The organism is Escherichia sp. MOD1-EC6162 (assembly GCF_002965125.1).
In the GTDB taxonomy this organism is placed as follows: Bacteria; Pseudomonadota; Gammaproteobacteria; order Enterobacterales; family Enterobacteriaceae; genus Escherichia; species Escherichia marmotae.
On the sequence record NZ_PTSB01000011.1, the window covers coordinates 84,529 to 98,250 of the forward strand.

Annotated in this window: 12 protein-coding genes and 1 pseudogene; 6 read left to right on the top strand and 7 right to left on the bottom strand. The window is 51.4% G+C overall.

What is annotated here, in order from left to right; all coding sequences use genetic code 11:
* The first annotated feature begins 195 nt into the window (after window positions 1–195).
* Window positions 196–915, top strand: coding sequence for a fatty acid metabolism transcriptional regulator FadR (fadR, locus tag A9587_RS11515; protein WP_001516543.1), 720 nt, complete (start codon window positions 196–198; stop codon window positions 913–915).
* Window positions 916–1,058: 143 nt separating this feature from the next.
* On the opposite strand, the gene A9587_RS11520 is transcribed toward fadR, so the two are convergent.
* The gene (locus A9587_RS11520) at window positions 1,059–2,591 is read right to left on the bottom strand and encodes a SpoVR family protein (protein WP_000190867.1); all 1,533 of its coding nucleotides are present in this window, start codon (window positions 2,589–2,591) and stop codon (window positions 1,059–1,061) included.
* 329 nt (window positions 2,592–2,920) lie between these two features.
* On the opposite strand from A9587_RS11520, the gene dadA reads away from it, so the two are divergent.
* From dadA to A9587_RS25660, 3 genes are read left to right on the top strand one after another with little or no spacing between them, the layout of a single operon-like run.
* The gene (dadA, locus tag A9587_RS11525; RefSeq protein WP_001266919.1) at window positions 2,921–4,219 is read left to right on the top strand and encodes a D-amino acid dehydrogenase; all 1,299 of its coding nucleotides are present in this window, start codon (window positions 2,921–2,923) and stop codon (window positions 4,217–4,219) included.
* A 9-nt stretch (window positions 4,220–4,228) separates the two neighbouring features.
* Window positions 4,229–5,299 (top strand): catabolic alanine racemase DadX, encoded by a 1,071-nt coding sequence (gene dadX, locus A9587_RS11530; RefSeq protein WP_000197889.1) that lies wholly within the window; start codon window positions 4,229–4,231, stop codon window positions 5,297–5,299.
* A 42-nt stretch (window positions 5,300–5,341) separates the two neighbouring features.
* The gene (locus tag A9587_RS25660) at window positions 5,342–5,488 is read left to right on the top strand and encodes a hypothetical protein (RefSeq protein WP_420870958.1); all 147 of its coding nucleotides are present in this window, start codon (window positions 5,342–5,344) and stop codon (window positions 5,486–5,488) included.
* Here the strand turns inward: A9587_RS25660 and A9587_RS11535 are convergent.
* Together A9587_RS11535 and ldcA are read right to left on the bottom strand one after the other, a co-directional pair.
* A pseudogene (locus A9587_RS11535) lies at window positions 5,426–7,144 on the bottom strand (potassium/proton antiporter); the annotation flags it as partial. The gene A9587_RS25660 and the pseudogene A9587_RS11535 sit on opposite strands and share 63 nt — an antisense overlap.
* A 47-nt stretch (window positions 7,145–7,191) precedes the next feature.
* Window positions 7,192–8,106, bottom strand: a complete 915-nt coding sequence (gene ldcA, locus A9587_RS11540) for a muramoyltetrapeptide carboxypeptidase (RefSeq protein WP_000077266.1) — start codon at window positions 8,104–8,106, stop codon at window positions 7,192–7,194.
* 99 nt (window positions 8,107–8,205) lie between these two features.
* Between ldcA and emtA the strand changes: the two genes are divergently transcribed.
* Entirely contained in the window at window positions 8,206–8,817 is a 612-nt protein-coding gene (emtA, locus tag A9587_RS11545) for a membrane-bound lytic murein transglycosylase EmtA (protein WP_001516541.1), read from the top strand.
* Between the two features lies 1 nt (window position 8,818).
* Here emtA and ycgR read toward each other — a convergent pair whose 3' ends face one another.
* Window positions 8,819–9,553, bottom strand: coding sequence for a flagellar brake protein YcgR (ycgR, locus tag A9587_RS11550; RefSeq protein ID WP_000020127.1), 735 nt, complete (start codon window positions 9,551–9,553; stop codon window positions 8,819–8,821).
* 199 nt (window positions 9,554–9,752) lie between these two features.
* Here ycgR and A9587_RS11555 point away from each other — a divergent pair, with 199 nt between their 5' ends.
* Entirely contained in the window at window positions 9,753–10,007 is a 255-nt protein-coding gene (locus A9587_RS11555; RefSeq protein WP_000511315.1) for a GlsB/YeaQ/YmgE family stress response membrane protein, read from the top strand.
* Between the two features lie 49 nt (window positions 10,008–10,056).
* Here the strand turns inward: A9587_RS11555 and A9587_RS11560 are convergent, their stop codons facing one another.
* Genes A9587_RS11560 through A9587_RS11570 form a run of 3 tightly spaced genes read right to left on the bottom strand, consistent with a single transcriptional unit; the run spans window position 10,057 to window position 13,716 of the window.
* Window positions 10,057–12,027, bottom strand: a complete 1,971-nt coding sequence (locus tag A9587_RS11560; protein ID WP_085449003.1) for a TonB-dependent receptor plug domain-containing protein — start codon at window positions 12,025–12,027, stop codon at window positions 10,057–10,059.
* A gap of 25 nt (window positions 12,028–12,052) precedes the next feature.
* Complete coding sequence (gene modD / locus A9587_RS11565; RefSeq protein WP_105263537.1) at window positions 12,053–12,907, bottom strand: ModD protein; 855 nt, start codon at window positions 12,905–12,907, stop codon at window positions 12,053–12,055.
* Window positions 12,904–13,716: a class I SAM-dependent methyltransferase gene (locus tag A9587_RS11570; protein WP_105263536.1), complete on the bottom strand. Its 813-nt coding sequence runs from the start codon at window positions 13,714–13,716 to the stop codon at window positions 12,904–12,906. The genes modD and A9587_RS11570 overlap by 4 nt, the downstream gene beginning before the upstream one ends.
* Between the last annotated feature and the right edge of the window lie 6 nt (window positions 13,717–13,722).

Sequence of the window (13,722 nt, forward strand, 5' to 3'; positions counted from 1 at the left end):
TAAATGATGTTTTTATGTTAGAACGCAAAGCTTAACGGCCAGGCAGGAGTGAGGCAAGTCTTGATAGTCAAGCGGAAAGAGATGCGGAAAATGAAGCCCTGATCCCTTTTTTCTTCTTTTTGTCTGCTATCAGCGTAGTTAGCCCTCTGGTATGATGAGTCCAACTTTGTTTTGCTGTGTTATGGAAATCTCACTATGGTCATTAAGGCGCAAAGCCCGGCAGGTTTCGCGGAAGAGTACATTATTGAAAGTATCTGGAATAACCGCTTCCCACCCGGGACTATTTTGCCCGCAGAACGTGAACTTTCAGAATTAATTGGCGTAACGCGTACGACGTTACGTGAAGTGTTGCAGCGACTGGCACGAGATGGCTGGTTGACTATTCAACATGGCAAGCCAACGAAGGTGAATAATTTCTGGGAAACCTCCGGTTTAAATATCCTTGAAACACTGGCGCGACTCGACCACGAAAGTGTGCCGCAACTTATTGATAATTTGCTGTCTGTGCGTACCAATATTTCAACTATTTTTATTCGCACCGCGTTTCGTCAGCACCCTGATAAAGCGCAGGAAGTGCTGGCAACCGCCAATGAAGTGGCCGATCACGCCGATGCTTTTGCTGATCTGGATTACAACATTTTCCGCGGTCTGGCGTTTGCCTCTGGCAACCCGATTTACGGCCTGATCATTAACGGGATGAAAGGGTTGTACACGCGCATTGGTCGTCACTATTTTGCTAATCCGGAAGCGCGCAGTCTGGCGCTGGGTTTCTACCACAAGCTGTCGGCATTGTGCAGTGAAGGCGCGCACGATCAGGTTTACGAAACGGTGCGTCGCTATGGGCATGAGAGTGGCGAGATTTGGCACCGGATGCAGAAGAACTTGCCAGGTGATTTAGCCATTCAGGGGCGATAATCCATCCAGACTGATGACAAACGCGTAATTGCCTGATGCGCTATGCTTATCAGGCCTACGTTGTTCTTGCAATATATTGAATTTTCGATACTTTGTACGCCACATCAGGCAAAAATGAGTCCTCCTCAAATGAGGAGGACTTTTTACAGATTTCCCATTCTTGGCGGGCAACGTTCCAGCAACTCGACGCTGCCATCTTCGTTTTGCTGCTCCAGCGTCACATCAAATCCCCACAAACGATGCACATGTTTCAGCACCTCTTTACGTCCCCGATCCAGCGGAGCGCGGTTATGCGGAATGTAGCGTAGAATCAGCGAACGGTCGCCGCGCAAATCCACGTTCCAGATCTGAATATTCGGCTCCAGATTGCTTAAGTTATATTGCGACGATAATCGGTTACGGATCTCCCGATAACCTTCCTCATTATGAATGGCAGAAATTTCCAGATAATTATGCCGATCATCATCCAGCACGGTGAAGAAGCGGAAGTCACGCATTACCTTCGGTGACAGGAATTGACTGATAAAGCTCTCATCTTTGAAATCACGCATCGCGAAATGCAGCGTTTCCAGCCAGTCAGAACCGGCGATATCCGGGAACCAGTATTTGTCTTCTTCCGTTGGTGACTGACAAATCCGCTTAATATCCTGGAACATGGCGAATCCGAGGGCATACGGGTTAATGCCGCTGTACCACGGGCTGTTATACGGCGGCTGGAAGACCACATTGGTGTGACTATGCAAGAACTCCAGCATAAAGCGTTCGGTCACTTTCCCTTCATCGTACAGATGGTTAAGGATGGTGTAGTGCCAGAAGGTGGCCCAGCCTTCGTTCATCACCTGAGTCTGTTTTTGCGGATAAAAATACTGGCTCACCTTACGCACAATGCGCAGGATCTCACGCTGCCATGATTCCAGCAGTGGGGCATTTTTCTCCATAAAATAGAGCAGGTTTTCTTGTGGTTCGGAAGGATAGCGGCGCGCTTCGGCAACGGTTTTCTCTTCTTCGCGTTTCGGCAGGGTACGCCAGAGCATATTGACCTGACTTTGCAGATACTCTTCGCGGCTTTTCTGTCGGGCTTTCTCCTCTTGCAGCGAGATTTTTTGCGGGCGTTTGTAACGATCCACTCCGTAGTTCATCAGCGCATGGCACGAGTCCAGCAGCTTTTCTACCTCATCAACGCCATAACGTTCTTCGCACTCGGTAATGTATTTGCGGGCGAAAATCAGGTAATCGACAATCGAACTGGCATCGGTCCAGCTACGGAATAAATAATTGTTTTTGAAGAAAGAGTTATGGCCGTAACAGGCATGCGCCATCACCAGCGCCTGCATGGTAATGGTGTTCTCTTCCATCAGGTAAGCGATACACGGGTTAGAGTTTATGACAATTTCATAGGCCAGCCCTTGTTGGCCATGCTTATACAGGCGCTCAGTTTCGATAAACTTCTTACCAAATGACCAGTGCGGATAGTTAATCGGCATACCGACGCTGGAGTAGGCATCCATCATCTGTTCTGAGGTGATCACTTCAATCTGGTGCGGGTAGGTATCCAGCCGATAGAGTTTCGCCACCCGGTCTATCTCTGCCAGATAAATATCCAGCAGCTCGAACGTCCAGTCGGGTCCATCGCTCAAACGTGTGGTGTCCTTATTCATAGAATCGATCGTCGCCATACGCGCACCTCATTGTTGTCGGTACTCTCTGTGTGGAGGACCTCATTTCAAGCATAGAACACCCGTTAAAAACCGCGTCGCCGGAGAATTTTTTTCTTTGCGATTTCTTATTATCGTAGTGCCAATAATCAGCCTCTGAACGGAATTTTCTGCTGGATAAAAAGTACCTTCAGCAGGAGATACCAAAGACGGCATATTCCCACAGCGTCAGGGAGATGTGAGCCAGCTCACCATAAAAAAGCCATATGTTGAATAATATTTTCATCTAGGTTATCAAGATGTAATTAGATTATTGTTCTTTTACTGTATCTACCGTTATCGGAGTGGCTATGCGAGTTGTCATACTGGGAAGTGGTGTGGTAGGCGTTGCCAGCGCCTGGTATTTAAATCAGGCAGGACATGAGGTCACCGTTATTGATCGGGAACCGGGAGCAGCCCTGGAAACCAGCGCAGCAAATGCCGGGCAAATCTCGCCTGGTTATGCGGCACCGTGGGCGGCGCCAGGTGTGCCGTTGAAGGCGATTAAATGGATGTTTCAGCGCCATGCACCGCTGGCGGTTCGTCTCGACGGTACGCAATTTCAGTTGAAATGGATGTGGCAAATGTTACGTAACTGCGACACCAGCCACTACATGGAAAACAAAGGGCGGATGGTGCGCCTGGCGGAATACAGCCGTGATTGCCTGAAAACATTACGTGCTGAGACTAACATCCAGTATGAAGGGCGGCAGGGCGGGACGCTGCAACTGTTCCGTACCGAACAACAATATGAAAACGCGACTCGCGATATTGCCGTTCTGGAAGATGCTGGTGTGCCGTACAAACTACTGGGATCCAGCCGTCTGGCGGAAGTGGAGCCAGCGCTGGCCGAAGTGGCACACAAACTCACCGGTGGCCTGCAACTGCCCAATGACGAAACCGGCGATTGCCAGCTCTTTACCCAGAATTTAGCGCGAATGGCGGAACAGGCGGGGGTTAAATTCCGCTTTAATACGCCTGTCGATCAACTGCTTTGCGACGGTGAGCAGATCTATGGCGTGAAGTGTGGTGATGAAGTGATTAAGGCCGATGCGTATGTGATGGCATTTGGTTCTTACTCGACAGCGATGCTCAAAGGCATTGTTGATATTCCGGTCTACCCGCTGAAAGGTTACTCGCTGACCATTCCTATTGCACAAGAAGATGGTGCGCCGGTGTCCACTATTCTCGATGAAACCTACAAAATTGCCATTACACGTTTCGATAATCGCATCCGTGTCGGCGGAATGGCGGAAATTGTTGGCTTTAATACTGAACTGCTACAGCCGCGTCGTGAAACGCTGGAGATGGTGGTTCGCGATCTCTATCCGCGCGGCGGTCATGTTGAGCAGGCCACGTTCTGGACGGGGCTACGCCCGATGACGCCAGATGGCACGCCGGTTGTGGGGCGTACACGCTTTAAAAATTTGTGGCTGAATACCGGTCACGGCACGCTCGGCTGGACGATGGCTTGCGGTTCTGGTCAGTTGTTAAGCGATCTGCTCTCTGGTCGCACGCCCGCTATCCCGTATGAGGATTTAAGCGTGGCGCGCTACAGCCGTGGATTTACGCCATCGCGCCCGGGTCATTTACATGGCGCGCACAGCTAAGGACGCGAGATGACCAGACCGATACAGGCCAGCCTCGATCTGCAGGCATTAAAACAGAATCTGACCATTGTTCGCCAGGCCGCGCCGCATGCGCGTGTCTGGTCGGTGGTAAAAGCCAACGCGTATGGTCACGGTGTCGAGCGTATCTGGAGCGCGCTCGGGGCCACCGATGGCTTTGCATTACTTAATCTGGAAGAGGCGATAACGTTACGCGAGCGCGGCTGGAAAGGGCCGATCCTGATGCTGGAGGGATTTTTCCATGCTCAGGATCTGGAAATTTATGACCAGTACCGGCTGACCACCTGTGTACACAGCAACTGGCAGCTCAAAGCGTTGCAAAACGCGCGACTAAAGGCACCGCTGGATATTTATCTTAAAGTGAACAGCGGGATGAATCGGCTGGGCTTCATGCCTGAGCGCATGCTTACCGTCTGGCAGCAATTGCGGGCGATGGCGAATGTTGGCGAAATGACGCTGATGTCGCATTTTGCCGATGCGGAGCATCCTGATGGGATTTCTACGGCGATGGCGCGTATTGAGCGAGCAGCAGAAGGGCTGGAGTGTCGGCGTTCGTTGTCTAACTCGGCGGCAACCCTGTGGCATCCGGAAGCGCATTTTGACTGGGTTCGACCAGGCATTATTTTGTATGGTGCTTCGCCGTCCGGTCAGTGGCGGGATATTGCCAATACTGGATTACGTCCGGTAATGACATTAAGCAGCGAGATTATTGGTATCCAGACACTAAAAGCAGGAGATCGTGTGGGCTATGGCGGTCACTATACCGCGCGCGATGAGCAGCGAATTGGCATTGTCGCCGCCGGATACGCCGATGGTTATCCGCGTCATGCGCCAACCGGTACACCTGTTTTAGTGGACGGAGTACGCACCATGACGATAGGGACAGTCTCGATGGATATGCTGGCGGTTGATTTGACGCCTTGCCCGCAGGCGGGAATTGGTACGCCGGTTGAGCTGTGGGGCAAGGAGATCAAAATTGATGATGTCGCCGCCGCTGCCGGAACGGTAGGCTATGAGTTGATGTGCGCGCTGGCGTTACGCGTGCCAGTTGTGACGGTGTAACTTGCTGTTAGCCGGATAAGACGCACAGCGTCGCATCCGGCGATACAAACTACATCAAATTTTAGATTCGGCTTCGTCCTCTGCCACCCGAACGCCGATCTTCAACACGGCATTATCTTCTTTCTCAGCCACCGTCCAGATCATCCCGGCAAACTCCACCTGGTCACCGACAACCGGTGCCGCGCCTAACAACTGCTGAACAATTTCACCCAGTGTTTGCTGTTTATCGCGATATTCCCGGCCGTCTTCCAGACCATATATCAGCGCCACATCAGCATATTTGGCGCTGGCTTCGAGAATGAAGTCACCAAAGAAGCGTTGATCCAGCGCGACTGGCGGCGACTGGCTGAACAGTTTACCGAGCGCCGGAAGATCGCGCTCCCGACCAATTACACACAGCACATCGCCTTCGCGCAGTCGGGTGCTGCCGGTGGGATGAAGCAACTGGTTATCACGAAACAGTGCCGCAATACGCGTCTCTTTTGGCATATGCAGATCGCGCAGTGCCGCACCCACGCACCATTTATCGGCACTTAACTGATAAACAAACTGCTCCCACGGGTTTTCCGGGTGAATATCCAGGCCAACGCGTGATACAGGACGTCCGACGGGCGGAACCACGACTTTGGCTTTTTTCGCTGCCCACGAGAGTGATGTTCCCTGTAATAGCAGTGAAACCAGCACCACGAAGAAGGCGACATTAAAGAACAAGCGCGCATTTTCCAGCCCCGCCATCATCGGGAATACTGCCAGAATGATCGGCACCGCGCCGCGTAATCCCACCCAACTGATAAACACCCGTTCGCGCAGATTGAAGCCGCGGAACGGTAATAATCCGGCAAATACCGACAGGGGACGGGCGAAGAAAATCATCCATGCGGACAATATGAGCGCCGGAATGGCAATAGGCAGCAGGTCGCTCGGATTAACCAACAGGCCGAGCACGAGGAACATGGCGATTTGTGCCAGCCAGGCGAGGCCGTCGAAATTTTGCAGAATGCCGTAGCGGTTGCGAATCGGGCGATTACCCAGCAGAAAACCGCACAGATAAACTGCCAGAATACCGCTGCCTTCCAGCGCCGTGGTTAAAGAGAAAATCAGGATACCGCCGCTTAATGCCAGCAATGGATATAAGCCCGCAGGCAGAGCAATGCGGTTAATCATTTGCAGCAGTAAATAACCACCGCCAAGACCGATCACAATTCCCAGCCCAAATTGCTGCAGAATATCGACAACGAACATCCAGCTAATAGTGCTTTCATGATGCTGGATCATCGCAATCAAGGTAATCGTCAGAAAGACGGCCATCGGATCATTGCTGCCGGATTCTATCTCCAGCGTTGAGCCAACACGTTCGTTAAGTCCCTTGCCGCCAAGCAGAGAAAAGACCGCTGCGGCGTCGGTGGAGCCGACAATGGCACCGATTAATAAGCCTTCAATCAAATCAAGATTAAACAACCACGCCGCCATCATGCCGGTTAAACCGGAGGTGATAAGCACGCCGACTGTCGCCAGTGAAAGCGCCGGACCTAATGCAACGCGAAATGAGCTGGCCTGGGTTCGCATCCCGCCGTCGAGCAAAATAATTGCCAGCGCCAGATTACTTACCATGTAGGCAAAAGGATAATTATCAAACGGAATGCCGCCGACGCCATCGACGCCCGCCAACATGCCAATCGCCAGGAAAATGACCAGAATCGGAATGCCAAGGCGGGAAGAAAATGAACTAAGTAAAATACTACTGGTGACAAGGATGGAGCCTAAGATGAAAAGGCTAATGATTGTTGCGGCATCCAACGGTCGGTTACTCCTGATTACGCTGTCTCGTACTATAAACCCTACCATATTCACGGCAGAAACAGCGTTTTACTTGGCCCTGAAGCGTGATTTTTTTACGCTTTCAGAACAGGATGACCGCTTATTGTCATCCGTGTGCCTCTTTTATCGTTATTGAGTATGGCATGTGCGCCCAACGGCAGTGTAACCGTGCGTTGTTCATGACCAAAATCGAGGCCGGTGATGAGTGGGATCGACAGACGAGAGCGCAAGAACGCGTAAACTGACTCCAGGTTGTAACCCGCGTCATAATCATTTGGCGCGCTGCCACTGAAACTACCGAGAATGATCGCGCTCTGACGATGTAAAATACCTGCGTGATAAAGCTGTAACAACATGCGCTCGACGCGGAAAGGATGCTCGTTGATATCCTCCAGCACCAGAATGCCGTTCTCGATTTGCGGCATCCAGGGCGTACCAATCAGCGAAATCAACATCGCGAGGTTGCCTCCCCACAACGTGCCTTCGCTCTGACACGCCGGGCCTTCCCCTTGCCATTCAATGGCGAACGTTTCATTACGTAACGCCAGCCAGAAATGGTGCTCGGTAAAGGCGTTCAACTCATCCGCGCCAAAATTCGCCACCAGCATCGGTCCGCTAAAGGTGATGACATTGCCTTGCGCCAGAAGAGCGCACTGAATGGCCGTAAAATCGCTATGCCCGCAGATGAGCAACGGATCATGTTGTTGGCGAGTTACCAGTGCCTGCCAGTCAATGTCTGCCAGTAAGCGACTGGCACCGTAACCGCCGCGTACTGCCAGTACGATAGTGTTGGGTGACGTCAGCCTGGCAAGGGCATTGATATCCTCCAGTCGCTCCGTTTCCGTACCAGCAAAACGCTCACAGCGTCGGGCAATGACCTCTACGTTATTGACCTGATGACCTGCATCCGTCAGGCGTTGAATACCGCGCTGCGCGGCGTGCTGATTAATGCAGTAACCCGACGGGGCGATTAAGTGAAACTGAGACATGGCAATTCCTTGCTGACAACAGAAACGAATTGTATATCATGCCGCTTAGGTGTGCTGTTGTCACCTCAACGGCGATTCCAGGCTATAAGGATAGATGAAGTGAAATTGAGATGGTTTGCCTTTTTGATTGTGTTATTAGCGGGTTGTTCATCTAAGCATGACTACACGAACCCGCCGTGGAACGCGAAAGTTCCGGTACAACGTGCAATGAAGTGGATGCCAATAAGCCAGAAGGCCGGTGCGGCCTGGGGTGTCGATCCACAATTGATCACGGCGATTATCGCTATTGAATCGGGCGGTAACCCAAACGCGGTCAGTAAGTCGAATGCGATTGGTCTGATGCAGTTGAAAGCCTCAACGTCCGGACGTGATGTTTACCGCCGCATGGGGTGGAGTGGCGAACCGACAACCAGCGAACTGAAAAACCCGGAGCGCAATATCTCAATGGGGGCGGCTTACCTGAATATTCTGGAAACCGGCCCGCTGGCAGGAATTGAAGATCCGAAGGTACTGCAATATGCACTGGTGGTGTCATACGCCAACGGAGCTGGCGCGCTGTTACGGACTTTCTCATCAGATCGGAAAAAGGCGATCAGTAAAATCAACGATCTGGACGCTGACGAGTTCCTCGAGCATGTAGCGAAAAATCACCCCGCACCGCAGGCACCGCGCTATATCTACAAACTCGAGCAGGCACTGGATGCGATGTAACTCAGTCGCGTATTTTGTCCGCTTTCTCCCGGGCTTCCCGTTCGAGTGAGAAAATAATTCGCTGTAATTGCCGCTCCACCGTCGGGCCGACGTTAAGAAAACGAAAGCTCAGACGGGGAGTGGAGATGGTTTCATTTTTGCCATCAATCAATTTGCGTTCGCTGATAGCCAGTAACTGGGCGTCAAAGTGAAAAACTCCCCATTGTCCCATGTTGACCTCAATCTGTGCGAAGCGCATGCCTTCGTGCAATCCGGCTGGTTTTTCCGTTTCCAGCAATGCGCCCATGCCACCTAACGATAAATCATACAGGCGAAAACGTAACGTACTGTTATCTGCCAGTTTGGTCTGGCAATAATAAGGCGGATGAAGTGGGGCGGAGATGCGAAAATATCGGCGTCGTTGTACAAACCATAAGGCGGGAGGGAGTGTGGTGATGAACGCAGGAAGCTGCAAATACTCACTTTGCTGTAATTGTTCAACAGTAAACTCGACTTTCGCCCCCTGAGTTTCGGCGGTAATAGTAATGTGCTGCGCTTTAAGCGCTGCATTATTGTCTTCTGGTTGACTGCCGTGATCCAGCACCAGTTTATCAGGGCTTATTGCCAGTATTTTGCTGATCAACTGACCGCCTGACCAACTGATACGCAAGGGAACAGCGGCTTTGTGCAAATCGCGTAAAATGCCCAGGACTGCTAACGGATTTTGTTTCAGGAACTGCTCATGGTAATGACTCACGCGGAAAAACTCCTGACCGACAAACTGTCTTTGGTTTATCGGTAGTGATTAACAAAACTTAATACAAATGCGTGAATATTTTTTACACGTTGATCTTAAATCAACCGACAGACGCCAGCATCGATCCAGCCCTTGCCTATACTTAGAGCGTTGACGTAAACATTTTCTGCGTCCGATTCATCGAAACGAGGGCCTGAACATGGGAATTATTGCCTGGATTATTTTTGGCCTGATAGCCGGCATTATCGCCAAGCTGATCATGCCAGGGCGTGATGGTGGTGGATTTTTCCTGACCTGTATTCTCGGGATAGTCGGTGCGGTTGTCGGCGGCTGGCTGGCGACCATGTTTGGCATTGGCGGTTCCATCAGCGGTTTTAATTTGCACAGCTTCCTGGTGGCGGTGGTCGGCGCTATCCTGGTTCTGGGGGTATTTCGCCTTCTGCGAAGAGAATAAGATTTTCATAAGGCGGATAGCGGTGCTGACGCCGCTATCCGCTTTCAAATCAGAACGTATACTCCACACCTGCCCAGAAATTACGCCCTTCTTCAATAAACCCTTCGCTGTAGGCATATTTCGTATCAAACAGGTTATTGACGGACGCATTGACGCTGAAGCCATGACCTAAGGCGTAATCGGCACGAATGTGGGTCACCGCAAAACCGGCGGCTTTTTGTGAACCGTCGCTGTTGCTGTAACTGGAGGAACGCGCCTCTTCCGACAGCGTTACGCTTAACGGCTCCCACGGTTTGAGTGTCATCCATGCAGTCATTGTCTGTGTCGGCAGATCGGTTATCTTGCCGATATCTTTGCGTTTGGCATCGGCATGAATCAGAGCGTAGCTCAATCCTACATCCAGTACATTGCTGATTTTCCCCTTAATACCGGCATCCAGGCCACTGTAATCTACCGTGCCGCTGTTCTGGTTTTGAATGGTATCGGCATCGATATTGTGTGAAAGGATGGCGTCACTTACCCGGTTATAGTAAACGCTGACTTCAAATCCCCAGGCGCGGGTGAAAGCGCCATTCCAGGTTAAATCCACTCCGCGAGCGCGTTCTGGCTTAAGTTGTGGATTAACAATGGCTATCTGGTTATACGCCGGTTTGGACGTGGTATAGCGTTCTTTCAGTGTCGGGAGGCGCGTGCGGTCATAGTATGAAAGCGCCAGCGTGTCTTCATTGGCAAAGTGGTATTTCCCCATCACCTGCCAGTTAAAAGCTGACTGATTGTTGTCGTCATAATGGGTGATGCTGCCATCTTTTTCGTGTTTTTTCGCTTCTACGCTATCACGCCAGTCATAGCTGATCCCGGCCACAACATCCAAATTATCAGCAGCAGCCCATTGATATTCACTGGCGAGCGACCAGGTACGATCTTCATAGCGATCGTAAGCGGCGTGAGGTGCACCTTTTTCCCGGTGTACGTCATCCTTCCAGTTAACGGCAAACGACAGCAGATCGTTTTCACGTACATCGGCCGCCAGTTGTAATCCGGCACCATCGCTGTAATCGGAATAGTGACTATAGCTACCGTTTTTACTTTTCAGATCGGCCAGCGAGTTGTACATCATGAGCGTATTTTCAAAGGTGTCGCGATACAGCCGGCTTTTCAGGGTAAAACGGTCGTTTAGCTGTGTGGTTCCCTGATAGTAAAAACTTTCTTTGTCATACTCCGGCCACTGCCAGTAGCGTGACTTTTGGCCACTGTTTCCGCTGTATGGCGGGTTGTCTTTTTCGCCATCCTGCTTAATGTAAGTCAGCGTGTATTCATCGTTTTCACGCGGTGTAAAACCGAGCTTCACAATGCCGCGTTTGTCATCGGCAGATGAGTTAATCATCTTACCGTGCTTGCCTGCAATATCATTATTAACACCGTGTGGCAGGCCGAGAAAATCCTGTTTTAGCTGGCTGCCGCTGACTTGCAAGTATCCCAGATCGCTGCTGGCGGCAAATGAAGCGTGCATATCGTAGGCGTTGTCCTGACTACGGCTCCATCCCTGACGATATCCCAGACTCGCTTCCAGCGGTTTGGTCGGTTTCTGAGTGGTGATGTTTATGGAACCCCCCATCTGATTAGGTCCCTGTAGCAGTGAGGAATACCCTTTGGAAACTTCGACCGCGCCCAGATTGTTGGTTAAAATCCGCGCCAGATCGAGGTTACCATCATAGGGAACATAAATGGGGACGCCGTCGAAATAGACCGGCACCTGACGGCTATCAAAACCACGAACTTTGACCTGTTCTTCGTTGCGGCTGCCTGATTTTTGCAGCACCACGCCGGGAACGACACTTAATGCCTGAGCAACATTTTGTTTATCCAACGCCTTTATGGTGGGTTGATCGAGAATGGTGGTCGTCGTCGATGATACAGGGCTGGACCATACAGTCAGTGTATCGCTCTCTTGAGCTGCTACGGCCTGCTGGGCAAGTGCAATTGATAATGCTGTGCAGAGATAATGTTTTTTGAATCTCATAAAATAAATTCCGTTTAATAAAGAATTAAAAAGAGGCTTTGGGTTTCAGACTGACTTTGATATCAGCCGGTGCCGCGTAATAAGGCGCGGAGGTAATAAACAGTCGGATGCCACAATCGAGGTAATTTTTGAGAGTTGTCAGATTAATTCCACCCGTCAGAGCCAGCGTGCAGTGAGGAGCCAGTGACGGTGCTTTTTGCGCAATTTCCGTTGCCTGCTGCGGACTAAATTTGTCGAGCTGAAGTACGTCTGGTTGCGCGCGTAACGCGGCAATTGCCTCTTCGGGCGTATCGGCTTCAACAACGATTTTCTTCTCCGGTGCGTGGCGACGTAACTGAGCGATTGCGCCCGACCAGTCCTGCTTGTCGGCAAGAAAATGACGGTGGTTGGCAAACAATAATATGGTCTCCGCACATCCGGCACGGTGAATCAATCCCCCTGCGGCCAGAATTGCCTGCGCTGCCAGTAAACGGGTGCCGGGGATCGCTTTTCTGGTGCAGGCAATATTGCCATCGGAATAACGTTCGCGAAGCAGCATCAACATTTGAGCGAGATAATCAGACACGCCGCAACTCCACTCCAGCACGTTCTGGACTGCTTTCCACCCCTGATGAAGTGCTGCGGCATTGCCATGTGCCCGGATTAGACGCTGACCCGGGTTCGCTAGTGAACCGTCGCTGGCAGCATCATCGATGGTTAATCCCAGTGTAGTTAACATCTTGCAAGCCACCGCCACGCCACTGACGCAGCCGCCCTGGCGGTGAAAAAAATCAATAACACCAGGCTGTTCACCGATGCCTAATGCACGTGTGGTCAGGTCACCTCCCTGGATATCCTCCAGAAGTAACGCATCGATTTGTGCCTGAGAAATGAAAATCATCGCAGTGCCTCCTGTGGCACGCTGTCCCACCAGATGAGTGCCCAGTCGCGGCTGGCAGGGGCGAGGGCGCGAGCATCCTGTTGTTGATACCAGCGATATAACCTTTCGCGTTCATCGTCGTTAAGCGTGCCGAGACTCCAACTGACGTTCTGCTCAAAACGTTCCCAGGTACTGTTATCCTGTTGGCAATTTTGCCCACGGATAAAATCAACGTGAGCATAAATTCCCATCTGATACAGCACGTTAAGTGCAAAGATATAGTTGGGTAATTCGATCACTTCCCGACCTGCCGCCCGCTGGATGGCAGGGGAGACGAACGAGGTACTGACAAGATGGGTGGTATAGACGCGTAACCGTGCCTGATTATTCAGTTTGGTTATCGCCTGGCGCATGTCAGCCACCAGCGTGGATCGGGAAGCCACGGCAATATCGCAGCGTGGCAGGTCACTCCAGTCCTCTTCCCAGGCGCGTTGGATCCAGTGGACATTGTCGGCCTTCATCGCGGCGGCGCGACGGGCGGCAACGTTCAGCATCCCCTGACTGTAATCAACGCCATAAACGGTAGTGACTTTATCAGCCAGTGCCAGTGACACAGTGCCCGGTCCACAGCCCATATCGAATAAGGAATTTGCGCCCTGCAGGTCAATTTTAGCGATCAGTTGTTGCAGATAGCTGTCCGTTGGCGAGGCGCAATTCTCGGCCATTTTTTCCGCCCGTTGATCCCAGTGATCTGGCGTTTTTTCTGTTCGGTGAGCCAGCTTTAATTGCTGAAGATAAAGGTCTGCAAAATCAATATCATCAATGAGCATGATTGT

Excerpts from the sequence above, each read along its gene's own strand:
- fadR (WP_001516543.1), top strand. The coding sequence starts at position 196 with ATGGTCATTAAGGCGCAAAGCCCGGCAGGTTTCGCGGAAGAGTACATT.
- A9587_RS11520 (WP_000190867.1), bottom strand. The coding sequence starts at position 2,591 with ATGGCGACGATCGATTCTATGAATAAGGACACCACACGTTTGAGCGAT.
- dadA (WP_001266919.1), top strand. The coding sequence starts at position 2,921 with ATGCGAGTTGTCATACTGGGAAGTGGTGTGGTAGGCGTTGCCAGCGCC.
- dadX (WP_000197889.1), top strand. The coding sequence starts at position 4,229 with ATGACCAGACCGATACAGGCCAGCCTCGATCTGCAGGCATTAAAACAG.
- ldcA (WP_000077266.1), bottom strand. The coding sequence starts at position 8,106 with ATGTCTCAGTTTCACTTAATCGCCCCGTCGGGTTACTGCATTAATCAG.
- A9587_RS11555 (WP_000511315.1), top strand. The coding sequence starts at position 9,753 with ATGGGAATTATTGCCTGGATTATTTTTGGCCTGATAGCCGGCATTATC.
- A9587_RS11560 (WP_085449003.1), bottom strand. The coding sequence starts at position 12,027 with ATGAGATTCAAAAAACATTATCTCTGCACAGCATTATCAATTGCACTT.
- modD (WP_105263537.1), bottom strand. The coding sequence starts at position 12,907 with ATGATTTTCATTTCTCAGGCACAAATCGATGCGTTACTTCTGGAGGAT.
- A9587_RS11570 (WP_105263536.1), bottom strand. The coding sequence starts at position 13,716 with ATGCTCATTGATGATATTGATTTTGCAGACCTTTATCTTCAGCAATTA.